Annotated in this window: 25 protein-coding genes; 17 read left to right on the plus strand and 8 right to left on the minus strand. The window is 65.7% G+C overall.

Going from position 1 to position 26,856, the window contains the following annotated elements; translation table 11 throughout:
- Nucleotides 1–4: 4 nt before the first annotated feature.
- Nucleotides 5–754: a quinoprotein dehydrogenase-associated SoxYZ-like carrier gene (locus FXN65_RS12395; RefSeq protein ID WP_151133489.1), complete on the plus strand. Its 750-nt coding sequence runs from the start codon at nt 5–7 to the stop codon at nt 752–754.
- A gap of 9 nt (nt 755–763) precedes the next feature.
- Nucleotides 764–1,699, plus strand: a complete 936-nt coding sequence (locus FXN65_RS12400) for a quinoprotein relay system zinc metallohydrolase 1 (RefSeq protein ID WP_151133490.1) — start codon at nt 764–766, stop codon at nt 1,697–1,699.
- 187 nt (nt 1,700–1,886) lie between these two features.
- On the opposite strand, the gene FXN65_RS12405 is transcribed toward FXN65_RS12400, so the two are convergent.
- On the minus strand, nt 1,887–2,900 hold the full coding sequence (locus tag FXN65_RS12405) for an AI-2E family transporter (RefSeq protein WP_151133491.1): 1,014 nt from the start codon (nt 2,898–2,900) through the stop codon (nt 1,887–1,889).
- A gap of 281 nt (nt 2,901–3,181) precedes the next feature.
- Here FXN65_RS12405 and FXN65_RS12410 point away from each other — a divergent pair, with 281 nt between their 5' ends.
- From FXN65_RS12410 to FXN65_RS12465, 13 genes are all read left to right on the plus strand, one after another.
- Entirely contained in the window at nt 3,182–4,912 is a 1,731-nt protein-coding gene (locus tag FXN65_RS12410) for a PQQ-dependent methanol/ethanol family dehydrogenase (protein ID WP_394351300.1), read from the plus strand.
- A gap of 175 nt (nt 4,913–5,087) precedes the next feature.
- A complete protein-coding gene (locus FXN65_RS12415; RefSeq protein ID WP_151133493.1) occupies nt 5,088–6,656 on the plus strand; it encodes a methyl-accepting chemotaxis protein in 1,569 nt (522 codons plus the stop codon).
- Nucleotides 6,657–6,787: 131 nt separating this feature from the next.
- A complete protein-coding gene (gene exaC / locus FXN65_RS12420) occupies nt 6,788–8,308 on the plus strand; it encodes an acetaldehyde dehydrogenase ExaC (protein ID WP_151133494.1) in 1,521 nt (506 codons plus the stop codon).
- Nucleotides 8,309–8,630: 322 nt separating this feature from the next.
- The gene (pqqA, locus tag FXN65_RS12425) at nt 8,631–8,702 is read left to right on the plus strand and encodes a pyrroloquinoline quinone precursor peptide PqqA (RefSeq protein WP_072432761.1); all 72 of its coding nucleotides are present in this window, start codon (nt 8,631–8,633) and stop codon (nt 8,700–8,702) included.
- Nucleotides 8,703–8,748: 46 nt separating this feature from the next.
- The gene (gene pqqB, locus FXN65_RS12430; RefSeq protein WP_151133495.1) at nt 8,749–9,663 is read left to right on the plus strand and encodes a pyrroloquinoline quinone biosynthesis protein PqqB; all 915 of its coding nucleotides are present in this window, start codon (nt 8,749–8,751) and stop codon (nt 9,661–9,663) included.
- Between the two features lie 11 nt (nt 9,664–9,674).
- Entirely contained in the window at nt 9,675–10,427 is a 753-nt protein-coding gene (gene pqqC / locus FXN65_RS12435) for a pyrroloquinoline-quinone synthase PqqC (protein WP_151133496.1), read from the plus strand.
- Nucleotides 10,424–10,705: a pyrroloquinoline quinone biosynthesis peptide chaperone PqqD gene (pqqD, locus tag FXN65_RS12440; RefSeq protein WP_151133497.1), complete on the plus strand. Its 282-nt coding sequence runs from the start codon at nt 10,424–10,426 to the stop codon at nt 10,703–10,705. Before pqqC ends, pqqD begins: the two co-directional genes overlap by 4 nt.
- Complete coding sequence (gene pqqE, locus FXN65_RS12445) at nt 10,674–11,825, plus strand: pyrroloquinoline quinone biosynthesis protein PqqE (RefSeq protein WP_151133498.1); 1,152 nt, start codon at nt 10,674–10,676, stop codon at nt 11,823–11,825. The genes pqqD and pqqE overlap by 32 nt, the downstream gene beginning before the upstream one ends.
- Nucleotides 11,791–13,635 (plus strand): S9 family peptidase, encoded by a 1,845-nt coding sequence (locus tag FXN65_RS12450; protein ID WP_151133499.1) that lies wholly within the window; start codon nt 11,791–11,793, stop codon nt 13,633–13,635. Before pqqE ends, FXN65_RS12450 begins: the two co-directional genes overlap by 35 nt.
- Before the next feature lie 68 nt (nt 13,636–13,703).
- The gene (locus tag FXN65_RS28420; RefSeq protein WP_280178742.1) at nt 13,704–13,826 is read left to right on the plus strand and encodes a hypothetical protein; all 123 of its coding nucleotides are present in this window, start codon (nt 13,704–13,706) and stop codon (nt 13,824–13,826) included.
- A gap of 129 nt (nt 13,827–13,955) precedes the next feature.
- Nucleotides 13,956–15,119, plus strand: a complete 1,164-nt coding sequence (gene ercA, locus FXN65_RS12455) for an alcohol dehydrogenase-like regulatory protein ErcA (RefSeq protein ID WP_151133500.1) — start codon at nt 13,956–13,958, stop codon at nt 15,117–15,119.
- Nucleotides 15,103–16,443: a hybrid sensor histidine kinase/response regulator gene (locus FXN65_RS12460; RefSeq protein WP_151133501.1), complete on the plus strand. Its 1,341-nt coding sequence runs from the start codon at nt 15,103–15,105 to the stop codon at nt 16,441–16,443. The genes ercA and FXN65_RS12460 overlap by 17 nt, the downstream gene beginning before the upstream one ends.
- Before the next feature lie 409 nt (nt 16,444–16,852).
- Nucleotides 16,853–18,601, plus strand: coding sequence for an ABC transporter ATP-binding protein/permease (locus FXN65_RS12465; protein WP_151133502.1), 1,749 nt, complete (start codon nt 16,853–16,855; stop codon nt 18,599–18,601).
- On the opposite strand, the gene FXN65_RS12470 is transcribed toward FXN65_RS12465, so the two are convergent.
- Both FXN65_RS12470 and pobA read right to left on the minus strand, forming a co-directional pair.
- Nucleotides 18,587–19,714: a glycoside hydrolase family 5 protein gene (locus tag FXN65_RS12470; protein WP_151133503.1), complete on the minus strand. Its 1,128-nt coding sequence runs from the start codon at nt 19,712–19,714 to the stop codon at nt 18,587–18,589. The two genes, FXN65_RS12465 and FXN65_RS12470, sit on opposite strands and share 15 nt — an antisense overlap.
- A gap of 228 nt (nt 19,715–19,942) precedes the next feature.
- Nucleotides 19,943–21,127: a 4-hydroxybenzoate 3-monooxygenase gene (pobA, locus tag FXN65_RS12475; protein WP_151133504.1), complete on the minus strand. Its 1,185-nt coding sequence runs from the start codon at nt 21,125–21,127 to the stop codon at nt 19,943–19,945.
- Nucleotides 21,128–21,288: 161 nt separating this feature from the next.
- Between pobA and FXN65_RS12480 the strand changes: the two genes are divergently transcribed.
- Nucleotides 21,289–22,158: a helix-turn-helix domain-containing protein gene (locus tag FXN65_RS12480; RefSeq protein ID WP_151133505.1), complete on the plus strand. Its 870-nt coding sequence runs from the start codon at nt 21,289–21,291 to the stop codon at nt 22,156–22,158.
- Between the two features lie 89 nt (nt 22,159–22,247).
- Here FXN65_RS12480 and FXN65_RS12485 read toward each other — a convergent pair whose 3' ends face one another.
- The 5 genes from FXN65_RS12485 to FXN65_RS12505 form a co-directional block, all read right to left on the minus strand.
- Nucleotides 22,248–22,757 carry a DoxX family protein gene (locus FXN65_RS12485; protein ID WP_151133506.1) on the minus strand — a complete coding sequence of 170 codons (510 nt, stop codon included), beginning with the start codon at nt 22,755–22,757 and terminating at the stop codon, nt 22,248–22,250.
- Nucleotides 22,754–23,530, minus strand: coding sequence for an HvfC/BufC N-terminal domain-containing protein (locus FXN65_RS12490; protein WP_151133507.1), 777 nt, complete (start codon nt 23,528–23,530; stop codon nt 22,754–22,756). Before FXN65_RS12490 ends, FXN65_RS12485 begins: the two co-directional genes overlap by 4 nt.
- Nucleotides 23,527–24,396 carry an MNIO family bufferin maturase gene (gene bufB / locus FXN65_RS12495; protein ID WP_151133508.1) on the minus strand — a complete coding sequence of 290 codons (870 nt, stop codon included), beginning with the start codon at nt 24,394–24,396 and terminating at the stop codon, nt 23,527–23,529. The genes FXN65_RS12490 and bufB overlap by 4 nt, the downstream gene beginning before the upstream one ends.
- A gap of 24 nt (nt 24,397–24,420) precedes the next feature.
- Nucleotides 24,421–24,732 (minus strand): BufA1 family periplasmic bufferin-type metallophore, encoded by a 312-nt coding sequence (locus tag FXN65_RS12500; protein ID WP_151133509.1) that lies wholly within the window; start codon nt 24,730–24,732, stop codon nt 24,421–24,423.
- Nucleotides 24,733–24,959: 227 nt separating this feature from the next.
- A complete protein-coding gene (locus FXN65_RS12505; RefSeq protein ID WP_151133510.1) occupies nt 24,960–25,175 on the minus strand; it encodes a hypothetical protein in 216 nt (71 codons plus the stop codon).
- 1,064 nt (nt 25,176–26,239) lie between these two features.
- On the opposite strand from FXN65_RS12505, the gene FXN65_RS12510 reads away from it, so the two are divergent.
- Nucleotides 26,240–26,746, plus strand: a complete 507-nt coding sequence (locus tag FXN65_RS12510; protein ID WP_178119317.1) for a hypothetical protein — start codon at nt 26,240–26,242, stop codon at nt 26,744–26,746.
- Nucleotides 26,747–26,856 lie beyond the last annotated feature (110 nt).

Consider the following 26,856-nt stretch of genomic DNA (forward strand, 5'->3'; position numbering starts at 1 on the left):
CGGGATGCACAGGCGTTCGTTGCTGCTGTTGGGGTTGCTCGGGGCCAGCGCGCCGCTGCTGGGCGCCGGCCAGGACCCGGTGGAATCGGTCATGTGGGACTACTTCCACCAGCGGATTCTCGCCGGCCAGCCCTTCGTTCATGACCCCAGGGTGGTGCTGGAAGCGCCGCCGTTCGCCGAGGATTCGCGCCAGGTGCCGATCCAGGTGGATGCCCGTGCCTATGCCGGGCAGGTGGTGAAGATCATGGCCTGGGCCGAGCTCAACCCGATTCCGCAGATCTTCATCTTCCAGCCCGGCGAGCGGGTGGCGCCGTTGCTGGCCATCCGCATCCGCGTCGAGCAGGCTACACCCATCCGCGCCGCCGTGCTGACCCGCGACGGCCTCTGGCATATCGGCTCCACCCGCGTCGATGCGGCCGGCGGTGGCTGCACTGCGCCGAGCGTGGTACGCGCCCAGGCCGGCTGGGAAGATCGCCTGGGCCAGGTCCACGGTGGCCGCTTCCCCCAGGGCGAGGGCAACCGCCTGCGCATGCGCATCGATCACCCCATGGACAACGGCCTGGTGGGCGGCATCCCCGAGTTCTTCCTCAACCAGGCTGAACTGCGTGATGCCGGCGGCCAGGTACTGGCCAGCCTCGAACTGTTCCCGGCGGTGAGCGAGAACCCCACCATCAGCCTGGAACTGCAGGGCGGTGGCGAGGCGCGGCTGTGGCTTCGGGACAACAACGGCAACGAGTTCGAGGCCAGCTTCTAAGGAGGGACCATGCGCCTGATCGCCCTGTTACTGGCCTGCGTCGCCATCACCGTCCACGCGGGCCAGGACTACCAGCTCAGCCCCAGGCAGATCGCCGAGGGCACCTGGCTGCTGGAAGGCAGCACCGACAACTTCGCCAAGGCCAATGGCGGCAACATCGTCAACACCGGTTTCATCGTCACCGATGCGGGCGTCGTGGTGATCGATACCGGGCCGTCCCGGGCCTACGGCGAAGCCATGCGCCGCGCCATCACCGCCGTCACCGACAAGCCTGTGGCCCTGGTGCTGCTGACCCACCATCACCCGGACCATGTGCTGGGCAACCAGGCCTTCAGCGACCTGCCCATCGCCGCCCTGGCTGGTACGCGCAAGCTGCTGGACGAGCAGGGCGACGCCATGGCGGAGAACATGTACCGGCTGGTCGGCGACTGGATGCGCGGTACCGAAGTACTGTTGCCGAGCCAGACCCTGGAGCCGGGCGTGCGTGAAATCGGTGGCCATCGCCTACGTCTGCTGGGCCTGCGCGGCCACACCGGCGCCGACCTCGCAGTGCTGGACGAACGCACCGGCGTGCTCTTCGCCGGCGACCTGGTGTTCTACCAGCGCGCCCTGACCACCCCCAACAGCCCCGGCCTGGAGGCCTGGCTGGCGGATATCGACAGCCTTGAAGCGCAACCCTGGAAGGTCCTGGTGCCCGGCCACGGCCCCATCAGCCAGGACAGCGCGCCCTTCGCGCAGATGCGCGACTACCTGGGCTGGCTGGACGGCTTGCTGAAGGAGGCGGCGGGGAGGGGCGAGGACATGAACGAGGTCATCCGCGCCCCGATCCCCCAGCGCTTCGCGTCAGTGAACCTGAGCCGCTACGAGCTGATCCGCACGGTCAGCCACCTCTACCCGAAGTACGAGTTGGCGCGGATGCCAAGGGTGGATGGCGCGGAGCAGTAACAGCAACCCGTGGGGGCGAATTCATTCGCTAAGGGCGGCGTGGCTGCCCCTGGACAGATCGAGGGGCGAACCTGTGGTCCGCTCGGCGATTGAAATCGCCCCCACAAGATCGATCCACCTGCCCGCAGGGTGGTCCGGGCGGCGCTCCGCTTCAGGCCACAGTGCCAACACCGGGATCGGTGCGGTGTTACACCAGCTCCGCGTGCTTCAGCTCGCTCTTCAGGTAGGCGTAGTAGATCGGCGCCGCCACCAGCCCCTGCAGACCGAAGATCGCCTCGAACGCCAGCATGGCCAGCAACAGTTCCCAGGCCCGGGCGCTGATCTGGCCGCCGACGATGCGGGCGTTGAGGAAGTATTCCAGCTTGTGGATGGCTATCAGATAGCCCAGAGCGCCGACCGCCACCCAGAGGGACACCGAGAAGCCGGCGATGAAGATCAGGGTGTTGGACATCAGGTTGCCGATCACCGGCAGCAGGCCAAGCAGGAAGGTCAGCAGGATCAGGACCTTGGTCAGCGGCAGGTGGATGTCCATCAACGGCAGCACTACGGCAAGGAAGATGCCGGTGAGGGTGGTGTTGACCAGGGAAATCTTGATCTGCGCGAAGACGATGTTGCGGAAGGCGGTGACCAGCAGGGCCATGCGTTCCAGCAGCACGCGGCTGAGCGGGCGCAGGGTCTCGAAGTTGGGAATGGGCTGCAGCGCGATGATGGCGCCGAGGATCATGCCGATCAGCATGGTCACGAAGGTGTGCGCCGCCCCCTTGCCCAGCAGTTGCAGTTGGCCGACGTGGGCGCGCAGCCAGTCCATGAGCTCGCGGCGCAGGTCGTCGGCGCTGGCGGGCAGGTAGTTCTCGACGGACGCCGGAAGCTGTGCCCGGGCCTGTTCGGTGAGGGTGATGAACTTCTCCAGCAGCTGACCGGGGTTGTGCACTTCCTGCATGACCACTCCGGCGATCCACACGAAGAACAGCGACAACAGGCTGACCACCAGGGTGCCCAGCAGCGCCACGGCCAGCCAGCGCGCGCGGCGGCCGCCGGGGATCACCGGCTGCAGGCGGGGTGCCAGGGTGATGACCAGTTCATAGACAAGCAATCCCGACAGCAGGGAAGGCAGGAGCCGGAAGGGCAGTACCAGCAGGAGGCCGAGAAGGACGATGGCCCAGCTGGCCAGGAGCAGTTGACGATCACTGAAGACTTGCATAGGTCCCGGGGCATTGGAGTGTGAAGCAGGGGCGGCAGTCTGCCAGTGGAAGCCGCCGCCGCACAATCGGCAGCTGAAGTATGCGGGGGAATGGCGGTATTGCTACCAACGGAGTAGGAAAATCCGCACTGCGTTCAATTGTTGGCCTCAGCTGGCAAACCAAGAATTTGCGGCAGACCGGGAAATTTTCCCGGATCACAACAACAAGCCCGCAGAGGTAGCCGCTAATGAAGCTCGCCACACCCAACCAGCCTTTCGCCCGGACGCTGCTGTGCGTCGCCATGGCGCTGTCCAGCAGCCTGGCCCTGGCCGGAGTCACCGACCAGGAAATCCTCGATGACGCCAAATCCACCGACCAGGTGGTGACCAATGGCCTGGGCCTGCAAGGCCAGCGCTACAGCACCCTGGAGGCCCTCAACAGCGGCAACGTGCAGCAGCTGCGCCCGGTGTGGGCACTGTCCTTCGGTGGCGAGAAGCAGCGTGGCCAGCAGGCCCAGCCGCTGGTGAAGGATGGCGTGATGTACGTTACCGGCTCCTACTCGCGGGTGTTCGCCGTCGATGCGCGCACCGGCAAGAAGCTCTGGCAATACGACGCCCGCCTGCCCGACGGCATCATGCCCTGCTGCGACGTGATCAACCGTGGCGTGGCCCTGTACGACGACCTGGTGATCTTCGGCACCCTCGACGCCAAGCTGGTGGCCCTGAACAAGGACACCGGCAAGGTGGTCTGGCGCAAGACAGTGGCCGACTACAAGGCCGGCTACTCCATCTCCGCCGCGCCGCTGGTGGTCAAGGGCAAGCTGATCACCGGCGTCGCCGGTGGCGAGTTCGGTGTGGTGGGCAAGATCGAAGCCTACAACCCGAAAAACGGCGAACTGCTCTGGAGCCGTCCGACCGTGGAAGGCCACATGGGCTACGTCTACAAGGACGGCAAGAAGGTCGAGAACGGCGTCTCCGGTGGCGAAGCCGGCAAGACCTGGCCCGGCGACCTGTGGAAGACCGGTGGCGCCGCCCCCTGGCTGGGCGGCTACTACGACCCGGACACCGACACCCTGCTGATCGGCACCGGCAACCCCTCGCCGTGGAACTCCCACCTGCGTCCGGGCGACAACCTCTTCTCCTCCTCGCGGCTGGCGCTGAATCCGGAAGACGGCTCCATCAAGTGGCACTTCCAGACCACCCCGCACGATGGCTGGGACTTCGATGGTGTCAACGAGCTGGTTTCGTTCGACTACAAGGATGGCGGCAAGACCGTGAAGGCCGCGGCCACCGCCGACCGTAACGGCTTCTTCTATGTGCTGGACCGTACCAACGGCAAGTTCATCCGTGGCTTCCCCTTCGTCGACACCCTGACCTGGGCCAAGGGCCTGGACAAGGAAGGCCGTCCGATCTACGACGACGCCAAGCGTCCGGGCGCACCGGGTGCCGACGGCAAGCACGGCAGCTCGGTGTTCGTCGCGCCGTCCTTCCTCGGCGGCAAGAACTGGATGCCCATGGCCTACAGCCAGGACACCGGCCTGTTCTATGTGCCTTCCAACGAGTGGGGCATGGACATGTGGAACGAAAACATCGCCTACAAGAAAGGCGCGGCCTACCTGGGCGCGGGCTTCACCATCAAGCCGCTGAACGAGGATTACATCGGTGTGCTGCGCGCCATCGATCCCAAGAGCGGCAAGGAAGTCTGGCGCTACAAGAACTACGCGCCGCTCTGGGGCGGTGTGCTGGCCACCAAGGGCAACCTGGTGTTCACCGGCAACCCCGAGGGCTTCCTGATGGCCTTCGACGCCAGGACCGGCAAGAAACTCTATGAGTTCAACACCGGTTCCGGCGTGATCGGCTCACCCATCACTTGGGAAATGGACGGCGAGCAGTACGTTTCCGTGCTGTCCGGCTGGGGTGGTGCTGTACCGCTCTGGGGTGGCGAAGTGGCCAAGCGCATCAAGGACCTGAACCAGGGCGGCATGCTCTGGACCTTCAAGTTGCCGAAGGCGGAAGCGGTGGCGAAGCGCTGATGCGCTGCAAGGCCCGCTCCGGCGGGCCTTGTTCATTCAAGTGGGAGCGAATTCATTCGCCAATGAATTCGCTCCCACTTGGCTTTACACCTTGGGTTCTACGACCAAGGAACCATGTCCCCAGATGGCGATTCGCCGCTTAATACCCGGAAACAATGACAACAGGGGACGAGCGATGCGCTACTGCCTGATCCACAGCCTCTTGATCCTTTTCATTGCCGTTGGAGTCGCGCTTACGGGCCTGCCGCCCTGGCTGGGCGTCCTCGTGCTGCTGCCACTGCCCTGGCTGTTCCGCCAGAAGCCCCAGGCGCGGACTACGGTAGAAGAGGGCGCCGACATGGCTCGGCTCACCCGCGACCTGTCCCGCAGTACCAGCCACAACGCCTTGTCCGCCGCCGGAGTCGCCTGGTCGGTGGATCGCCTGGCCGAGCGCCTCAAGTCCCAGTTGCAGGCTGCCGAGCGCATCGTCGGCAGCGCCGAGGTGATGATCGCCACCGAGGCGGCCACTTCCGAACTCAGCCAGCAGGCCTTCGCCGCCGCCTTTGACGCGCGCCAGAACAGCGATGAAGGGCGCGAGGTGCTGCAACAGGCCATCGCGCTCATGCAGCAACTGAGTCTCAGGGCCGGTGCCAGCCGCGAGCTGATCGCCACCCTCAGCCAGCGCAGCGAGGAAATCCAGCAAGTGGCCCAGGTCATCCAGTCCATCGCCAGCCAGACCAACCTGCTGGCGCTGAATGCCGCCATCGAGGCCGCGCGGGCGGGGGAGCATGGCCGTGGCTTCGCCGTGGTGGCGGACGAGGTGCGCGGCCTGGCCGGCCGCACTGCCAGCGCCACGGGCGAAGTGGGGCAGATGGTGGCCGACATCCAGCGCCAGACCGCCCTGGTGGTGGAGCAGATCCAGCAGCTTTCCACGGACCTGGAGGCCGGGGTCGGCCAGGTGGAGCTGACTGGCCGCCAGCTGGAGAAGATCGCCGGACTGGCCGCGGCGGTAGAAGGGCAGGTGGATGAGATCGCCCGTGGCGCCCGGACCAATCGCGACCAACTCGCCGGGCTGTTCGAGGCGGTGGGGCAGATGCGCTGCGACCTGGGTGTGAGCGACGAGCAGACTCGCCGCCTGGCCGAGGCCGCCAGCCAGTTGGAAGGGCAGGCGGAAACCATCAGCGAGCGCCTGGCCGAAGTGGGGCTGGACGACTACCACCAGCGCATCTATGACCTGGCACGAGATGGCGCGAGTGCTATCGCCGCGCGCTTTGAGCGGGACGTAAAGGAAGGCCGCATCAGCCTCGATGACCTTTTCGACCGACGCTTCCAGGTGGTGCCCGGTACCTACCCGCAGAAGTACAGCTCGCGTTTCGACCGCTACACCGACCTGGTCCTGCCGGATATCCAGGAACCGCTGCTCAAGCAGCACGAGGGGCTGGTCTTCGCCATCGCCTGCACCCAGGAAGGCTATGTGCCAACCCACAACCAGGCCTTCAGCCAGGCGCCCAGCGGCGACCCTGAGCAGGACATGGCCCGCAGCCGCAGCAAGCGCATGTTCAACGACCGCACCGGCCTGCGTTGCGGCAGCCACCAGCAACCGCTGCTGCTGCAGACCTACACCCGCGATACGGGCGAGCTGATGCACGATCTTTCGGTGCCGATCATCGTCCTGGGCCGGCACTGGGGCGGGTTGCGCCTGGGGTATCGGCCCGAGCAGACGGCAACGCAGGCTACGGGGAAGAAGGCTCTGGCGCGGGCCTGAGCCCCCGCCAATTAGTACCAAATGACGAGGGCGTCTATTCCATGGGCGCATACCGGGGGGCAGTGGCGGCTGACTAAGATCGGTCCACAGCCTGCCCAGCCGGGCAGGTACCGACCAGAGAGAGCAACGCCATGATCTACGCACAACCAGGCACTCCGGGCGCCGTCGTTACCTTCAAGCCGCGTTACGGCAACTACATCGGCGGCGAGTTCGTCGCGCCTATCGGTGGCCAGTACTTCACCAACACCTCTCCGGTGAATGGCGAAGTGATCGCCGAGTTCCCGCGTTCCGGTGCCGAGGACATCGAGAAGGCGCTGGACGCCGCCCACGCCGTCGCCGATGCCTGGGGCCGCACTTCGGTGCAGGACCGCGCCCTGATCCTGCTGAAGATCGCCGACCGCATCGAGCAGAACCTGGAAGTCCTGGCCGTGACCGAAACCTGGGACAACGGCAAGGCCGTGCGTGAAACCCTGAATGCCGACGTGCCGCTGGCCGCCGACCACTTCCGCTACTTCGCCGGCTGCATCCGCGCCCAGGAAGGCGGCGCCGCCGAGATCAACGAACACACCGCCGCCTACCACTTCCACGAGCCGCTAGGCGTGGTCGGTCAGATCATCCCGTGGAACTTCCCGCTGCTGATGGCCGCCTGGAAGCTGGCCCCGGCCCTGGCCGCCGGCAACTGCGTGGTGCTCAAGCCCGCCGAGCAGACCCCGCTGTCGATCATGGTGCTGGTGGAGATCATCGGCGACCTGCTGCCGCCGGGCGTGCTCAACATCGTCCAGGGCTTCGGCAAGGAAGCGGGCCAGGCGCTCGCCACCAGCAAGCGCATCGCCAAGATCGCCTTCACCGGCTCCACCCCGGTGGGCGCGCACATCCTCCATTGCGCGGCAGAGAACATCATTCCGTCCACCGTGGAGCTGGGCGGCAAGAGCCCGAACATCTACTTCGAAGACATCATGCAGGCCGAGCCCGAGTTCATCGAGAAGGCCGCCGAAGGCCTGGTGCTGGCCTTCTTCAACCAGGGCGAGGTGTGCACCTGCCCGTCGCGTGCCCTGGTGCAGGAATCCATCTACCCGGCGTTCATGGCCGAGGTGATGAAGAAGGTGCAGAAGATCAAGCGCGGCAACCCGCTGGACACCGAGACCATGGTCGGCGCCCAGGCCTCGCAGCAGCAGTTCGAGAAGATCCTCTCCTACCTCGACATCGCCCAGCAGGAAGGTGCCGAGTTGCTGGCCGGCGGCGCGGCAGAGAAGCTCGAAGGTGGCCTCGCCAGCGGCTACTACATCCAGCCGACCCTGCTGAAGGGCCACAACAAGATGCGTGTGTTCCAGGAAGAAATCTTCGGCCCGGTGGTGGGCGTCACCACCTTCAAGGACGAAGCCGAAGCCCTGGCGATTGCCAACGACACCGAGTTCGGCCTCGGCGCCGGCCTGTGGACCCGCGACATCAACCGCGCCTACCGCATGGGTCGCGGCATCAAGGCCGGCCGCGTGTGGACCAACTGCTACCACCTGTACCCGGCGCACGCCGCCTTCGGTGGCTACAAGAAGTCCGGCGTCGGCCGCGAAACCCACAAGATGATGCTCGACCACTACCAGCAGACCAAGAACCTGCTGGTGAGCTACGACATCAACCCGCTGGGCTTCTTCTGAGCCGGACGCGACCTTCGTCGACCCCGTGGTGCGCCGGTTAGGGCACCACACTCCCTTAGGCGACGCCAACCTGTCAGCGGGAAAGAGCGCCCCCACATCCAAAGCCCGGCAGGGCCTTGTCGCAACGCGGCTTCGGCCGCGTTTTTTGTTTGGTGCATGGGCGAGTTCCTTGTAGGGGAGAGTTCATTCGCCAAGCAGGCGAAGGGCTGCCCCTACCAAATCACGAGCAAATCTCCTCCGAAAGTACCATTCGGACCCCTCCGGGCCGGTGGTTAACTGGACTTGCCGGAATCCTCCGGCGTCATAACAAGAGGATTGCTCCATGTGGACTAAACCCGCCTTTACCGATCTGCGCATTGGTTTCGAAGTGACCCTGTACTTCGCCAACCGCTGATCCGCATCGCCCCGGCCCAGCCGGGGCCCCCGCCAGGGCAAATCCCATGCACATCCAGATTCTTGGCTCCGCCGCCGGCGGCGGCTTCCCCCAGTGGAACTGCAACTGCCGCAACTGCCGCGGCGTGCGCAGCGGCAAGCTCCGCGCCCAGCCACGCAGCCAGTCGTCCATCGCCCTCAGCGCCAATGGTGTCGACTGGGTGCTGTGCAACGCCTCGCCGGATATCCGCGCCCAGCTCGAGGCCTTCCCGCCGCTGCAGCCGGCCCGCCATGTGCGCGACACCGGCGTCCAGGCGATCATCCTGATGGACAGCCAGATCGACCACGTCACCGGCCTCTTGAGCCTGCGCGAGGGCTGCCCGCACAGCGTCTGGTGCACCGACATGGTTCACCAGGACCTCACCTCCGGCTTCCCGCTGTTCAGCATGCTCCAGCACTGGAACGGCGGGCTCACCTGGCAGCCCATCGACCTCGCCGCGCCGACCTTCACCCTTCCCGCCTGCGCCGGCCTGCGCTTCACCGCCATCCCCCTGCGCAGCAGTGCGCCGCCGTACTCGCCGCACCGCGGCAACCCACACCCGGGCGACAACATCGGCCTGTTCATCGAAGACCTGGAAACCGGCGGCACGCTGTTCTACGCCCCGGGGCTGGGCCAGGTGGATGACGCGCTGCTCGGCTGGATGCGCCGCGCCGACTGCCTGCTGGTGGACGGCACGCTCTGGCGCGATGACGAGCTGCGCCACTGCGAGGTGGGCGACAAGCTCGGCAGCGAGATGGGTCACCTGCCGCAGAGCGGCCCGGGCGGGATGATCGAGGTGCTCGACGGCCTCAAGGGCCCGCGCAAGGTGCTCATCCACATCAACAACACCAACCCGATCCTCGACGTCGACTCCGCCGAGCGTGCCGAACTCGGCCGCCACGGTATCGAAGTGGCCTGGGACGGCATGAGCATCCTGTTGTAACGGAGCCCGAGATGAATCAGCCCGCCATGACTCCAGTGGAATTCGAGCAGGCCTTGCGCGCCAAGGGCGCCTGTTACCACATCCACCACCCCTACCATCGCGCCATGTACGAGGGCCGTGCGACCCGCGCACAGATCCAGGGCTGGGTGGCCAACCGGTTCTACTACCAGGTGTGCATCCCGCTGAAGGATGCCGCCATCCTCGCTAACTGCCCGGACCGCGACACCCGCCGCGAGTGGATCCAGCGCATCCAGGACCACGACGGCGCGCCCGGCGAGGCCGGCGGCATCGAGGCCTGGTTGCGCCTGGCCGAGGCGGTGGGACTGGACCGCGAGCAGGTGCTGTCCCAGGAGCTGGTACTGCCGGGGGTGCGCTTCGCGGTGGACGCCTACGTCAACTTCGCCCGCCGCGCCAGCTGGCAGGAGGCGGCGAGCAGCTCGCTGACCGAACTGTTCGCCCCGCAGATCCACCAGTCGCGGCTGGACAGCTGGCCGCAGCACTACCCCTGGATCGACCCGAGCGGCTACGACTATTTCCGCAAGCGCCTGAAGGAGGCGCGCCGCGATGTCGAGCACGGCCTGCGCATCACCCTCGGGCACTACCGCACCTTCGAGGCCCAGCAGCGCATGCTGGAGATCCTGCAGTTCAAGCTGGACGTGCTCTGGAGCATGCTCGACGCCATGAGCATGGCCTACGAGCTGGACCGTCCGCCCTATCACACGGTGACCCGAGAACGGGTCTGGCACCGGGGGATCGACCTATGAGCGATTTCGACCTCAAGCAGGTTCCCCACCTGCGCCGCGGCTTTCGCCTGCAATGGGAGCCAGCCCAGGGCTGCCACGTGCTGCTTTACCCGGAGGGCATGGTGCGGTTGAACGAGAGCGCCGGAGAGATCCTCCGGCTGGTGGATGGTGAACGTTCGGTGGCGCAGATCATCCTCGACCTGCGCCGGCGCTTTCCGGACGTTCCCGGTCTGAATGAAGACATCCTGGCCTTCATCGAGGTGGCCCATGCCCAGTTCTGGTTGCAACTCGAAGCCTGAAAACCAGCCGGGGCCGCCGTTCTGGCTGCTGGCCGAGCTGACCTACCGCTGCCCGCTGCAGTGCCCGTACTGCTCCAACCCGCTGGATTTCGCCCAGCAGGGCGAGGAGCTGACCACCGCGCAGTGGATCGAGGTGTTCCGCCAGGCCCGTGCGCTGGGTGCCGCGCAGCTGGGCTTTTCCGGCGGCGAACCGCTGGTGCGCCAGGACCTGGAAGAGCTGATCCGCGCCGCCCGCGAACTGGGTTACTACACCAACCTGATCACCTCCGGCATCGGCCTCACCGAGGCGCGCGTCGAAGCCTTCAAGGACGCCGGGCTGGACCATATCCAGGTCAGCTTCCAGGCCGCCGACGAGGCGGTGAACAACCTGCTGGCCGGCTCGCGCAAGGCCTTCGCGCAGAAGCTGGCGATGGCCCGCGCGGTGAAGGCGGCGGGCTATCCGATGGTGCTCAACTTCGTCACCCACCGGCACAACATCGACCAGATCGAGCGGATCATCGAGCTGTGCCTGGAACTGGAAGCGGACTTCGTCGAACTCGCCACCTGCCAGTTCTACGGCTGGGCCGAGCTGAACCGCGCCGGCCTGCTGCCGACCCGCGCGCAGCTGGAACGCGCCGAACGCATCACTCACCAATACCGGGCCAAGCTCGCGGCGGAGAAGCACCCGTGCAAGCTGATCTTCGTCACCCCGGACTACTACGAGGAACGCCCCAAGGCCTGCATGAACGGCTGGGGCAACCTGTTCCTCGACATCACCCCGGACGGCACCGCGCTGCCCTGTCACAGCGCGCGGCAGCTGCCGGTACGCTTCCCCAACGTCAAGGAGCACGACCTGCACTACATCTGGTACGAGTCGTTCGGCTTCAACCGCTTCCGTGGCTACGACTGGATGCCGGAACCCTGCCGCTCCTGCGACGAAAAGGAAAAGGACTTCGGCGGCTGCCGCTGCCAGGCCTTCCTGCTCACCGGTGACGCCCGCAACGCCGACCCGGTGTGCGCCAAGTCTGCCCATCACGGCCAGATACTGGCGGCGCGGGAAGAAGCGGACCATGCTGCGGGGACCCTGGAGCAGCTGACCTACCGCAATGAGCGAACCTCGAAAATTATTTGCCGCGCCTGAAATCCGTCCTTTCGGCTTCTGGGACAGCCCCTGGAGCGCGGAATGCGCCGTCGCCGCCAGCCGCGACTTCGTCGAACTCCGCTGTGGCCCGGCGGGGCTGTTCTGGACGCTGTTCGACCCCGCCGACGGCCGCACCACGCTCTGGCGCTGGCAGGCGGGGGAGGCGAGCTGCCTGACGCCGGACAGCCACTCCCTGCGCAGCCGGGTCTACGAATATGGCGGCGGTGCCTTCTGCCTGGTGCCGGGCGGGGTGGCGTTCGTCAATGAGGCTGACCAGCAGCTCTATCTCCAGCCTTTCTCCGCCGCTCCGGCCGTGCGGACGCGAAATCCCGACGCCCGCTATGGCGATCTCTGGAGCGCCGGGCCGCATGTGCTGGCCGTGGAGGAAGACCAGGGCACCCACCGGCTGGTGGCGATTGCCCTGGCCGACGGCGAACGCCAGGTGCTGGTGGAGGGCGCCGATTTCTATGCCGCGCCACGCCTCAGCCCGGATGGCCGGACGCTTGCCTGGATCGAGTGGAGCCGCCCCGCGCAGCCCTGGACGGAAACCCGGCTTTGCCTGCGTCGACGGGACGGGGATGCCTGGGGGCCGATCAACATCGTCGCGGGAGCGGATGGCGGCGAGTCCCTGCAACAGCCGCGCTTCGATGCCGAGGGGCGTCTGCATTGCCTGAGCGACCGCAATGGCTGGTGGCAGCCCTGGGCACTGGAGGGCGAACACCTGCGCCCCTTGCCAGCGGCCCATGCCGATCACGCCCCGGCGCCCTGGCAACTGGGTCTATGCAGCTACCTGCCCGAGGCGGGGCTGCGGAGTTGGCTGGCCGCTGACCGGAGCGATCTGGTCGGTGCCGACTGCCAGTTGCTGGCGACCGGATACAGTCGCTTCCGCCAACTGGCTGCGGACGAGGGGCATTACTACTGCATCGCCGCCGGGCCGGAAAACGCCAGCGCCGTCCTCGCCATCGACCGCAACGACGCCAGCGTGCAGGTGCTGGCTGGCGGTGGCAGCGAACTGTCCGCCGACGAAATCGCCCGGCCACGACCCCTGCAATTCGCCGTTGGGGACGGGGAGTGCGCTCACGGTTACTTCTATCCGCCCTGCAACACGGCCCATCGCGGCCCGGAAGACCAGCGTCCACCGTTGCTGGTGTTCTGCCACGGCGGCCCGACTTCCGCCAGCCAGCCGGTGTTCGATCCGCGCATCCAGTTCTGGACCCAGCGCGGCTTCGCCGTGGCCGATCTCGATTACCGGGGCAGCAGCGGTTATGGCCGTGCCTATCGGCAGCGGCTGGCCGGCGGATGGGGCGAACTGGACGTGGAGGACGCCAAGGCGCTGCTGATGCATCTCGCCGGGCTGGGTCTGGTGAACCCTCAGCGGGCCTTCATTCGTGGTTCCAGCGCCGGTGGGTTCACTACATTGCTGGCTCTGGTGGGGAATACGCCATTTCGCGGTGGTGCCAGCTATTACGGCGTGAGCGCTCCTTTGGCGCTGCGGGAAAAGACCCACAAATTCGAGGCCGACTATCTGGACTGGCTGATTGGCGACCCGGTGAGGGATATCGCGCGCTACCGCCAACGCACGCCGGTGTTGCGGGCGTGGGAGATCGGCGCACCGGTGATTTTCTTCCAGGGGGGGCAGGACGCCGTGGTGGTGCCGGAACAGACCGCCTCCATGGTTGCCGCCCTGAAAGAAGCGGGCCGGCAGGTGGAATGCCATGTCTACCCGGAGGAGCGCCATGGCTTTCGCAACGCTGCCAATCTGGCCCATGCGCTGGAGGCGGAACTGGCGTTCTATCGGGGGCTGTTGTAGGGGCAACCCCGTTCTCGGCACGCGGCGCGCGCAGTGCACCCTGCGGTCAGCGTCGGAGCCCAGGTAGGGTGCGCACCCTCAGCGGAATGTCAGGCGGCACCGAGCTGGCAATTGGTTTTCCTGCAGGGGCGAATTCATTCGTGAAGCAGGCCGAAGGCCTGCCTGTCGGCGTCAAAGGCAATCGCGAATGAATTCGCTCCCACAAGGGTAGGAATGAAGGATGTAGGGCCTAGGAAAGCTCCCAAGGTCTGATTGAAAAGCCCTGTGAATCCAGTAGGCTGGGTCCTACTCACCGCATAACTACAAGAAAGAGCTGTTTGATGCGTCACGATATCAGCCCACTTCGCAAGTTCGTTTCTCCCGAAATCATTTTCGGCGCCGGATGCCGGCACAACGTCGGCAATTACGCCAGCACCTTCGGTGCGCGCAAGGTCCTGGTGGTGTCCGATCCCGGTGTGCAGGCCGCCGGCTGGGTCGCCGACATCGAGGCCAGCCTGCAGGCCCAGGGCATCGACTACTGCCTCTACACCCAGGTATCGCCCAACCCCCGTGTGGAAGAAGTGATGCAGGGGGCCGACTTCTACCGCAGCACGGGCTGCAACGTGATAGTCGCCGTGGGGGGCGGCAGCCCGATGGATTGCGCCAAGGGCATCGGCATTGTGGTTGCCCATGGCCGCAGCATTCTCGAATTCGAGGGCGTGGACACCCTGACGGTGCCCAGCCCGCCGCTGATCCTGATCCCGACCACCGCCGGCACTTCGGCCGATGTGTCGCAGTTCGTGATCATCTCCAACCAGCAGGAACGGATGAAGTTCTCCATCGTCAGCAAGGCCGTGGTGCCGGATGTGTCGCTGATCGACCCGGAAACCACCCTGAGCATGGACCCGTTCCTCTCCGCCTGTACCGGCATCGACGCCCTGGTACACGCCATCGAGGCGTTCGTGTCCACCGGCCACGGGCCGCTGACCGACCCCCATGCGCTGGAGGCCATGCGCCTGATCAACGGCAACCTGGTGGGCATGATCGCCAACCCGCAGGACATCGCCCTGCGCGAGAAAATCATGCTCGGCAGCATGCAGGCGGGCCTGGCCTTCTCCAACGCGATCCTTGGCGCAGTGCATGCCATGTCCCACAGCCTGGGGGGCTTCCTCGACCTGCCGCACGGCCTGTGCAACGCGGTGCTGGTGGAGCATGTTGTGGCGTTCAACTACAGCGCCGCGCCGGAGCGCTTCAAGGTCATCGCCGAAACCATGGGCGTCGATTGCCGCGGCCTGACCCATAACCAGGTGCGCCAGCGCCTGGTGGAGCACCTGGTGAGCCTGAAGCACGCAGTGGGCTTCCACGAAACCCTGCGCCTGCACGGCGTCGGTACCTCGGACATTCCGTTCCTTTCACGTCACGCCATGGACGATCCCTGCATCCTCACCAACCCGCGCGAGTCGAGCCAGCGGGATGTCGAGGTGGTGTATGCCGAGGCCCTCTGACGACCCGCGCGACGCCCTGACGGGGCTGCTTGGCCTGGGCAGCCATTCGGCGCGCAAGAGCCACTACCCCGAACTGCTGGCGCGCCTGGAGGAATTGGAGGCTGAGCGCAATCGCTACCAGACCCTCAATGACGAACTGGAGCAACGTGTGCTGGACCGCACCCGCGAGCTCCAGGCGCTGAACGAGCAGTTGCGCGAAGCGCGTGATGCGGCCGAGGCGGCCAACCTCAGCAAGGACAAGTACCTGGCCGCTGCCAGCCACGACCTGCTGCAACCACTGAACGCCGCGCGGCTGCTGGTTTCCACCCTGCGGGAACGCGCGCTGCCGGCCTCCGAGCGACAGCTGGTGGAACGCACTCACCAGGCGCTGGAAGGCGCCGAAGACCTGCTCACCGATCTCCTGGATATCTCCAAGCTGGACCAGAGCGCGATCAAGCCGGACCTGGATGTCTACCACCTGGACGAAGTGCTCGGGCCACTGGCCTCGGAGTTCCAGAGCGTCGCCGAGGCTGCCGGCCTGGGGTTGCGGGTGCGCATTCCACGCCTGTGCATCAGCACCGACTTCCGTTTGCTCACGCGCATCCTGCGCAACTTCCTCAGCAATGCCTGCCGCTATACCGAGCAGGGTCGCGTCCTTCTCGGGGCACGGCGTCGGGGCGATCGGCTGCGGCTGGAAGTGTGGGACAGCGGGCGGGGCATTCCGGCGGATCAGCTGGAAGCGATCTTCCTCGAGTTCAACCAGCTGGACGTGGGCCGCGCCTCCGAGCGCAAGGGTGTTGGTCTGGGCCTGGCCATCGTCGACCGCATCGCCAGCATGCTGGAGTATCGGGTCGAGGTGCGTTCGCAGGTAGGACGGGGGTCGGTGTTCAGCATCGAGGTGCCCCTGGTGCGGGAACAACCGCAGGTGCGGCCGAATGCGGAGCCGCGCCCGGTAACCGGCGATCCGTTGCCTGGCCGACGCCTGCTGGTGGTGGACAACGAGCCGGGCATCGTGGAAAGCATGTCGGCGCTGCTCGGACAGTGGGGTTGCGAGGTGCTGACCGCCCCCGATCTGGCTACCGCCGAGAAGGTGCTGGAAGGGCGGGCGCCGGACCTGATTCTGGTGGATTACCACCTCGACCATGGCATGGTCGGTTGCGATGTGATCCTGTCCCTGCGCCAGCGCTTCGCCATTGAAGTGCCCTCGGTGATCATCACCGCCGACCGCAGCGACCAGTGCCGTCGCAAGCTGCAGGGCCTTGGCGTGCCGCTGCTCAACAAACCGGTCAAACCCGGCAAGCTCAGGGCGGTGATCAGCCAGTTGATCGGCCAGGCCAGCGGCTGATCGGAGGCTTTGTCGGCCAGGCGTGGTCGATGGTCCGGAAAAAAGTGCAGCCTGAAATCGGTGTGCTTGAATCAGAATTACCTGGTGCAGTTCCGCGCTGAGCTCAAAGCGCCGCGATCACACTGACCGCCCCCAACTTCTGCTCATCCGCCCTGGCTGCGCCCTGCGGCAATCCCGGCTGAACAAAGAAAACGTTTCGCCGGGACGACAACGCACTCCCCGGAGTTCGCTGAGCAGCTTGAGGCTTAGGCCTCTGACAGCAGGGGGTCAGATGATTCTTATAACGAAGGATAGGGCGGGGTCACAGGCTTGCCTGGATTGGGGGAAACGCTGCGGCGTTGGCCCGCAACGAGTGCCTGATGAACTTCAATTGCCCGCGCATGCGCCCGCAGCGCGGAGTGGCGACTAGATGTCCCCGCCGGCTGAAAGCTCTCGCTGGCAGCTCCTGCGTCTGGTGATGCCATACTGGAATTCCGACGCGAAGTGGAAGGCGCGCGGCTACACCGTGGCGCTGCTTCTGCTCACCCTGGCGCAGGTCGCGCTGGTGATCTGGACCAACTACTGGAACCGCGCACTCTTCGATGCCCTGGAAGCCAGGTCGCTCAATCGCCTGATGATGCAGATCGGCACCTTCGTGGTGATTCTCCTGCTGACGGTGGGCGTCACGGCGATGCACATGCGGGTCAAGCGCTGGCTGCAGCTGGACTGGCGCCGGTGGCTGACCGCACGGCTCGTCGACAAGTGGATGACGCGCGGACATCACTACCAGTTGCAGCAGACCCGAGGCGAGCACGACAACCCTGACGGCCGCATCGCCGAGGACATTCATGTCGTCACCGAAAGCGCGATTTCGCTGACCCATTCGCTGGTCTATTCGCTGCTGATCTTCAGCACCTTCGCCAACATCCTGCTGACGGTCACCGGCAGCGTGCAATTCCCTGGCACCGGCCTGATGGTGCCCGGCTACATGCTGATCCTCGCGGTGGCCTATGCCGGCGCCGGCACGGTGTTCGGCATGCTGCTCGGGCGCCCGCTGATCCGGGCCACCAACAAGCTGCAATCGGCGGAAGCGGACTTCCGTTTCGGGCTGGCCCATGCGCGGGAAAGCTCAGAGTCCATCGCTCTGATGCAGGGCGAGGAGGCGGAGCGCCGGAGTTCAACGAGCCATTTCGCCGAGCTGGGGCACCGCTGGTATCGGCAGACCATGGCCTACCTCGGCATCGTCTCGTTCTCGTCGGGCTACGGCGTGTTGCTGCCTGTGTTCCCGATCCTGGTCATGGCGCCCCAGTACATTTCCGGTGCCATGACCCTGGGCGTCCTGATGCAGGCCGCGCAGGCATTCCACCAGCTGACCTCGGCGCTGTCCTGGCCGATCGACAACCTGGCCGAACTGGCGCGTTGGCGAGCGTCGGCCGACCGCGTGATGAGCCTCTACAACGACCTGCAGGACCTGGAAGACCAGGCTGCGCAGCCGCAGGACCGTATCTGCGTGGCGCAGTCGCAGCAGGCGGAAATCGTGCTGCGCGACCTGTGCATCGCCACCCCTGATGGGCAGGTGCTGATCGATGGACTCAACGTCATGATCCAGCGCGGCGAGCGGGTGCTGATTTCGGGGGATCCGGCGGTCACCATCGGCCTGTTCAAGGTGCTCGCCGGTTTGTGGCCATGGGGGCATGGCGAGGTCTGGCTACCGGCGGGCGCGGCCATCTGCTTCCTGCCGCAGCGCCCCTTCCTGCCGGTCGGCAGCCTGTGCGCGGCGTTGAGCTACCCACAGCCCGCCGGCACCTTTGCCGCTGGCGCCATGCAGCATGCCCTGGAGAGCGCGGGCATCGCCTGGCTGGCCAAGCGAATGGAAGAGGTCGACAACTGGCAGAGCGTGTTACCGCTGCGTACGCAGCAGCGGCTGGCCATCGCCCGCTTGTTCCTGCAGCAGCCCGCCTGGGTGTTCATCGAGGAGGCGAGCAGTGCCTTCGAGGCCCGCGACGAGGAAGACTTCATGGACATGCTGCACCGCGAGCTGCCGGACTCGACGCTGCTGGCGATCAGCTTCCAGTCCGGGCTGGAGCGGCACTACCAGCGCCGGCTCCTGCTCAATCACCTGCCGCAGGAACCCCTGGTCGGCTATGGCACGCCCCTGCGGGCGCTAAGAAAAAGTTGACGGCAACCAGCCGCGCTGGACGCACTCGCGGAAGCACCAGGCTGGCGTGGTTTCGGTCTTGTAGCTCCAGAAGAACCAGCCCAGGTACTTCTCATAGGTCAGCAACTGTGCAGCGGCATAGCCGCGATAGGCCACGTCCTGCTGGAAGCGGTCCATGTTTTCCAGTGCGTGATTGAAGGGCCCTTCGGCCCAGAGCGAGACCACTTTCAGGTCGAGGCCCAGGCTCCACTCGCCGCAGTACGCCGGGATGCCCAGTTGCCCGATGATCGAGTCGGCCTCGGTCTTCCACTGGCCGCTGGCCTTGTGGATGTGGGTGTAGATGTCGCTGTCGATATCGCCGCGTTCGAAGCACTGGTAGCGATGGATATCGAACACCACGTTGGCGAATTCCGGCGGCTGCATGAACCCCAGGTATTCGTCGAAGGCGCGGAAGCCGTCATGGAAGACCACGCTGACTTTCTCCGCAGGGCAGTGCTTGCGAATGCGCTGGTAGGCATCCAGGTTGTAGCCCTTGAGGTAGTCGGTCGGCACATCCCAGCGCGGCTCGTTGAGCACTTCGATGGCGTGCAGGGCGGGCTGGGCGCGATAGCGCTCGGCCAGGCGTTCCAGCACGCTCAGCGAATGCGCGCGGTACTCGTCCCGGGTGTGCCATTGGCAGACATCCTTGATGCCGCCATTGTCGAAGCCGTTCTGGCAGCCGGGGGCGGCGTGCAGGTCGAGGACGATTCTCAGCTGGAACTCGTCGGCCCAGGCGAAGGCCCGGTCGAGCACCTCGATGCCGCCCTCGACGAAGGGGTGGCGGGCTTCGCCGTACTTCGGGTGGTAGGGATAATCCGGCCCGAATATCCAGTGGCCCAGGGGAATGCGCACGGCATTCAGGCCGCGCTCGTGCAGCCAGGCGAAGTCGTCGCGGGTGATGAAGGAGTTCCAGTGTTGCTTCAGTCTTTCCGGGGCTCGTGCGCCCATCTCGGCGCACCAGGTGGTTTCATCGGTGGCTTCAAGACCCTCGAACAGGCTCGGGGTCATCCACTTCTCCAGTACCAGCCACCCCCCCAGGTTCACGCCACGCAATTTCTGTCCGGGGTTGGTGTTGACGGGATTCCGCTGCGCCATGACTGCACTCCTTTGAACGGCAGAAACCGAACTTCTGGAATTCTTGCGAATCGCCCTTGCAAGCCTAGGTCATGAGCGGACGGCCGCCAGGCGCGATGGCGACGACAGCCCCGGGCTCGCCAGTTGCGGGGGCGATTTCAATCGCTATGCGGACCGCAGGTTCGCCAGTTGGCAGGGTGCGCCGCGCGCACCGCAGCAATGCAACCGGTGCGCAAAGCAACCGGCCGCTCAACCAATCGCCTCGTACGGCAGGCCCACATAGTTCTCCGCGATGGTCCGGCGTCCGGCTTCCGAGCCGACGTAGTAGTCCAGTTCGGTCTGCTGCATGCGGCGGCCGAAGGCGTCGGTTTCGGGGAAGCGGTGGAGCAGGGAGGTCATCCACCAGGAGAAGCGCTCGGCCTTCCAGATACGCCGCAGGCAGATGGCCGAATACTGCTCCAGCAGGTCGGTGCGGCCTTCTCCGTAGACCTTCACCAGGATGCGGAACAGCGTGTTCACGTCGCTGGCGGCCAGGTTCAGGCCCTTGGCGCCGGTGGGTGGGACGATGTGCGCAGCGTCGCCCAGCAGGAACAGACGGCCGTATTGCATGGGCTCCACCACGAAGCTGCGCAGCGGCGCGATGCTCTTCTCGAGGGAAGGGCCGGTGACGAGTTTTGCAGCGGTCTGTTCCGGCAATCGGCTCTTCAGTTCTTCCCAGAAGCGCTCGTCGGACCAGTCTTCCACTTTCTCCTCGGCCGACACCTGCACGTAATAACGGGTGCGGGTGGGCGAGCGCATGCTGCACAAGGCGAAGCCGCGTTCGTGGTTGGCGTAGATCAGCTCGTCGTTCACTGGCGGGGTGTCGGCCAGCACGCCGAGCCAGCCGAAGGGATAGACCCGCTCGAACTCCTGGAGCACGCCTGCGGGGATGGATTTGCGCGAGACGCCATGGAAACCGTCGCAGCCGGCGATGTAATCGCAGTCGATGCGAATGGCCAGGCCATCCTGCTCGAAGGTCACATAGGGCGCGTCGGACTTGAGGTCGTGGGGCTGGACGTTGGCGGCGTTGTAGAAGCTGCGGGCGCCACAGGCGGCGCGAGCCTCCATCAGATCGCGGGTGACTTCGGTCTGGCCGTAGATCATCACCGTCTTGCCGCCGGTGAGGCCCTTGAGATCGATGTGTTCACGGCGGCCATCGAAGGCCAGTTCGAAACCGTCGTGCACCAGGCCTTCACGGTCCATGCGCTCGCTGACGCCGGCTTCGCGCAGCAGATCGACCATGCCCTGTTCCAGCACGCCGGCACGGATGCGGCCGAGGACGTAGTCCGGGTTCTGGCGTTCGATGATGACGTTGTCGATACCGGCCTTGTGCAGCAGCTGGCCGAGGAGAAGGCCGGAAGGGCCGGCGCCGATGATGGCGACCTGAGTTTTCATTGTTGTTGTCCTCTCGAAGGATTCCGGTGGCCGGCGCAATGCACTCGCGGCTCACCTGTTGTCGTGGTGCGCCTGTATTTTTTGTGGATGGGCATTGGCTTTGAAGGCAATATCCACGGTCATTCATGGACTTTTCGTGGATCTATGTCATTGGAGGTTCGATGATCGAACAGAGCCATTCCCCCGTGCCGGTGTTCAAGCTCTACGGCGAGACGGCTGCCTGGCCGACGCCGGACCTGATCCACTGGGAGTCCATCGAGTCCCGCAGCCGCCTGCACGAATGGGAGATCAAGCCGCACCAGCACGGTGATCTGGTGCAACTGCTCTATGTGCGTTCGGGGCGTGCCGAGCTGGAGGTGGAAGGGCAGGTGAATCGTATCGACCGCGCCGCGCTGCAGGTGGTGCCGGCCCTGTGCGTGCATGGCTTCCGTTTTTCCGATGACGTGGACGGCCATGTGCTGACCCTGGCCCAACCGCTGGTGGAGCAGGTGGCCGGGTTGCTGGATAGCCAGGCGTTGCTTGCGCCGGCCTGTTTCGCGGCGGGCGAAAGCCAGCCTTACCTGGACACGCTGTTCGAAGCCATCAGCCGCGAGTACGCGCAACAGCAGCCCGGCCGCGAACTGATGCTGCAATCGCTGATCAGTGTGCTGCTGGTGTGGATCGGCCGTCGCTCGCTGGAGCAGCACCAATCCGATGCACACCAGCAGGACCGGGGCCGCCTGCACCTGCAGGAATTCACCCGCCTGCTGGAGCAACACTTTCGCGAGCACCTGCCCATCGAACATTACGCTCAGCGCCTGGGCATCAGTGCCGCCCACCTCAATGCCCTGTGCCGGCGGCTTGCCGGGCAGTCGGCGCTGCAGATGATCAACCAGCGCCTGCTGCTGGAGGCCAAGCGCTGCCTGGTCTACACGGCAATGACCATCAATCAGGTATCGGACAGTCTCGGTTTCTCCGAACCGGCGTACTTCTCACGGTTCTTCAAGCGCGGTACGGGGCAGCCGCCGAAGGCGTTCCGCATTTCGCGGTAAGCGCTGGCGGTTGGATTTCCTGTGGGAGCGCATTCATTCGCGATGCTTTTCTCGACTGAAGTCGCTCCCACAAAGGAATATCCCTGTCGTTATCTGTACCGCCTGGCAATCAGGTGGTCGATGGACAGCATCCCCGGCCCCTGGCTGACCAGCAGCAACAGGCTGGCGGCCCAGACACCGTGGGTGGGGTAGGCGTCGGGGTAGATGAAAGTCTGGATCACCAGGGTCATGCCCAGCAGGGCCAGGGCCGAAAAGCGGGTGGCGAAGCCGATGAGGATCAACAGCGGGAAGATGTGCTCGGAGAAGGCTGCCGCATGGGCCGCCAGTTCAGGCGAGAGGAAGGGCAGCTTGTATTCCTCGGTGAACAGCGGAATGGCCGAGTCCGACAGGTGCGGGATGCCCAGCACGAAAGTGCCGTCCACCAGGTCGATGGCCAGGCCTTCCACCTTGGTCTGCCCGGATTTCCAGAAGATCGCGGCAATGGAAAAGCGCGCGACGAAGGCCACCAGGCTGTAGGGGATCCGCTTGCACAGCTCGACGGCCTGGGACACCAGTTTCTTCGGCAAATGGCTGTAGTGGATCTGGATGGTGGCGTTCATGGCATCTGACTCCCGCTGTGGAGGGTGAACCGCGTGATCGCGCCGCCTGCCAGCAGGCGCGCGAGGGTGGAGCCCGGGTCGAAGCCGGCGTCGATGGCCAGTGCGGTGCCCACGGCAGCGCCCAGCGGGTTACCGGCCGCCAGGGCCTGGATGAAGGCCGCCGTGCCCGTGCCGATGCGGCTGACTTCCACCTCCAGGCCATTGCGCAGTACCAGCGCGCATTCGGCCTGGCCGGGATTCACCTCGGCCAGGTCCAGCAGCCCCTGGTGGGCGGCCCAGAGGGAGGCGATGGCATGGTCGGAGCAGACCACCGCCACCGAGGGATGCAACCGGAGCTGCATGCCGGGCAGGCATTCCGGGTCGGACAGGACGGCGGCCAGACGGGCCGTGTCCAGCGCCGGCAGGTCGGCTGCGTGGTAGGCGTGCACCTGTGCCAGTTCCAGCCGCGCCACGTCTGCCAGATAGGGCAGGCCGGAGGCCGGCGGGAAGGCGCGGATGAACGCCGGGAAATCCTCGCCGTAGAACGCCAGCAGCGGCGAGCGGGGCGGTGTCGCCTGCACGTGCAGGCGCGCCATGCCATTGAAGAATTCATCGCCCACCAGTTGCCGAACCACCGGGAAGGTGTCGGCCAGGGCGTTGATCAGCGAAGCCAGCACGTTGTTGCGGTACACGGCGAAGCGTTGCGCCGGGTCGGAACCGTTCCAGGCCCGCAGGCCGGATGGGCAGGGTTGTTCGGGGTCGAGCAGGGCATGGGCGAAGCTGTCGGCGTTCATGCCGCGTGCTCCTGGCGCAGCCGCCGTTCGGCCTGATGCGCTTCGCGCACCAGCATTGCCAGCGCGGGGATGTCGTTGTCCCGCTCGATCAGCGTGGGCAGCGGGCCGAGGCGGCCGATCATCTCGTCGTAGAGGGCCCAGACGGCGGCGTCCACGGGCGACCCGTGATGATCGATCAGCAGGCGCGCGCCGGCCGCATCGCGGTCCTCGGCGAAGCCCGCCAGGTGAATCTCGCCCACTGCATGCAGGGGCAGGGCATTGAGGTAGGCGCGGACATCGCGATTGTGATTGGTGCAGGACACATGGGCGTTGTTCAGGTCCAGCAGCAGGCCGCAGCCGGTGCGCTTCACCACCTCGGAAATGAACTCGGCCTCGTCCAGGCTGGAGCTGTCGAATTCCAGGTAGGTGGCCGGGTTTTCCAGCAGCATTCGCCGCTGCAGATGGTCCTGCACCTGGTCGATGTGCCGGCAGACCCGCTCCAGGCTGGGCCGGTCATAGGCGAGTGGCAGCAGGTCGTTGAGAAAGAAGTCGCCATGGGTGGACCAGGCCAGGTGCTCGGAAAACGATTCCGGCTGGTAGCGCCCGAGCAGCGTGGCGAGGCGGTCCAGGTGGGCCATGTCCAGTGGCTGGTCGGCGCCGATGGACAGACCGACGCCGTGGATGGAGAGCGGGTAGTCCTGGCGGATCTCGCCCAGGTAGCGGTGAAAGGGCCCGCCTTCCACCATGTAGTTCTCGGCGTGGACTTCGAAGAAACCGAGGTCCGGACGGGCATCGAGCACGTCCCGGTGATGCCGGGACTTGAGCCCGATGCCGGCCCGGGCCGGCAGCTGGCCGGCAGGAGCGTGGGGCAGAGGGGAGTGGGACATGGCGTGCGCTCCTGCCAGGGGCGGTCAGCTCTTCTTCTCTTCCTTGAATGCCTGGAGCTGGCCGTAGCCGGTGGGCGAAGTGGGGGAAGCGGTCTTCTCGCAGGTGCCTTTCGGGACGTATTTCCAGGAGTTGCCCTGGTAGTCCATCTTCTGGGTGCCCGCGCAGGAAGTGCCGGCGCCGGCAGCGCAGTCGTTCTTGCCCTTCATGGCGACGCCGAAGCATTTCTCGTTGTCGGCGGCCTGTGCGCCTACGGGGGCCATGGCCAGGCCGATGGCGGTGCTCAGGGCAAGGGCGAGACCGGTTGCGGATACGACACTGGCAGTCGGGTTTTTCATGGTTGTTCTCTCCGTTTCTGGTGGGTCGAATGTAGGGCTGGTTGCCCAGAGGTGGCGATTCATACCGCTGGATGCATCGCCTTCGAAACAGGAGACAAGGCTATCCGGGCGGCGTTACAGGAGGCGAGAAAATTTTCTGCGCGCCTGGGTGGGAACGCCGGCCCGGCGACGCTACCGCCCCTCACCCCGGCCCCTTGCGCCGGTGTGGGGCGGCTGGTCATCGCTGGCTAGCTCGACCTGCGATCATGCGGGTAGGCCGTTTCCACCATCCGCCGGTCCACGTGGTTGATGGTGGTGATGATGATGCGCTCGGCATCGCACAGCGCGGGCGCCATGGTCCAGCGCCTGGTGGCGTCGTTGCCGATGCGCACCATGCTGGTGTGTGTGGCCAGGTTGGCGTCCACTTCCGGCACCGGGTCGTAGAAGCCCATGCTGAAGCGCACTCGGCGGATGTCGTCAGGCGAGCCGGTGCGGAACGGCCAACCAGAGGGCGCCGCCCGGAGTGCCTATGCCCATGCCGCCGAGTAGAACGCGTCGCGTGTTCATGGTGTACCTCCTGTGTCCGGAGTGCCTGGTCTGGAAGGGCCGGCGGCGGGTGCCGCCGAGACCTCTTCCGGGGCGAGGGGACGCAGTTCCCGCAACCTGTCGGGCACCTGGCTGAGGTCCTGCTCGGGCGGTTGCCGGTCGACGACGAACTTCAACACGCGAGGGCCGGGGCGGTTCTGGAACCCGTCGTCGTCGGCGCAGATGGTGCCGTAGTGCGGTTCCTTGAACTGCCCGGACCTCCCAGGGTGGGGCCGGTCTTGACCGGGCTGATGAAGTCGGCGGGGAAGCCGTCGCTCTCCGAGGCGGTGTGGCCGTTGTGCAGGTGTACCGAGTTTTCCGCTGAGCCGAATCCCTGGTGATCCTGGGGCAGCTCATTTCGGAAGCGCACGACCATGGGGCGACCGTAGTGTCCTACGCGCACGGGACCGGGCGCGGTGACCTCTCTGTCACCCCTGAAGCCCCATAAAGGTGGCGGAGGGTAGGCCGGCTTGAACACCGGGGCGGGACGTTCCATGGCGATCAGCTCGTGTCTTCATGGAAGCAGGCAGGAACGAGCTTTCGTGTGAAATCGCTCGAGTCTCGAATAGAGCGGCACGTCCACGGTTTGTGGCGGTGAAAGGTGGACTTCCTCCCAGGATGGGGTGGTCAAAATAATGGCGTTGCACCTTCATCATGAGGGTGGACCCGATGCCTTTGAAAATTGTTCCGGAGTTTCGACAAGCCTCGCTTTGCCCGAGCCGTCACGCGGCTGCGGGGCGTAACGGCGCCCGAACCGCCTTCTGCGTTTCGTCGCGTCTCTTGCCCTCCTGTCAAGGCAGCCGGGATGCCACCTTGACGGCTGTTGCCTGGTCACGAAACTCAGGCGTCAGGGGCCGGATAAAAACTACAGATTCGCCAACGCTCAGCCCTCAATCAGCGGTACTGGCAACGATGACAATTGCTTCGGCTAGGGGAGGCAGTCATGTGTCATGCAGTGGAAGTCAGTGGGCTTTACACCGCCGAAGGGAGCCGGCTACTCATCAATTACCCCGACAGTGACGCGGCATTGCCCATCCATGATCCGCAGCGCGGCGTGGTGTGGATTCCCTGGGGACGCCGCAGCCAGGAGCATGGCGAGCTTCCGGCGACCGGCTGGCTGCCGGGGGGCGATGCGCTGCCGGACGGCTGGGACCGCTACAGCCCCGCCACGGTGCTGGCACGGGTGGAGCGCTTCATGGAGATGAGCCGTGATGGCGAACCCCGCTGGTTCGACGTGGAAGACGGTAAGTCGCTTCAATGCGTGCTGCTGCGCCACGGCCATGAACAGCGCGTGTATGTAGTCACCACCGAAGCACCCGACGCGCAGCACCGCCGCTGGCCCCTGACGCGTGGGCACGCGGGAAGAGGGCGGCTCATGGCGCGAGGTTGCTGCCAGGAGAGTGCGCCGCGCGCACCGCTGGCCGGGTGCCGTGCAGCGTCGGTCCCTTGAGCGCAGCGCGTGGCTCGACCTGCGCTCAGGCAATTGTCGCGGGCATCGCCTTTCTCTTTTTGTGAAGAATTTCTTCTCGATTATTCGTTTTACGTGAATCGGTCGCTGCC

The sequence above is a fragment of the Pseudomonas lalkuanensis genome (assembly GCF_008807375.1).
Classification (GTDB): domain Bacteria; phylum Pseudomonadota; class Gammaproteobacteria; order Pseudomonadales; family Pseudomonadaceae; genus Metapseudomonas; species Metapseudomonas lalkuanensis.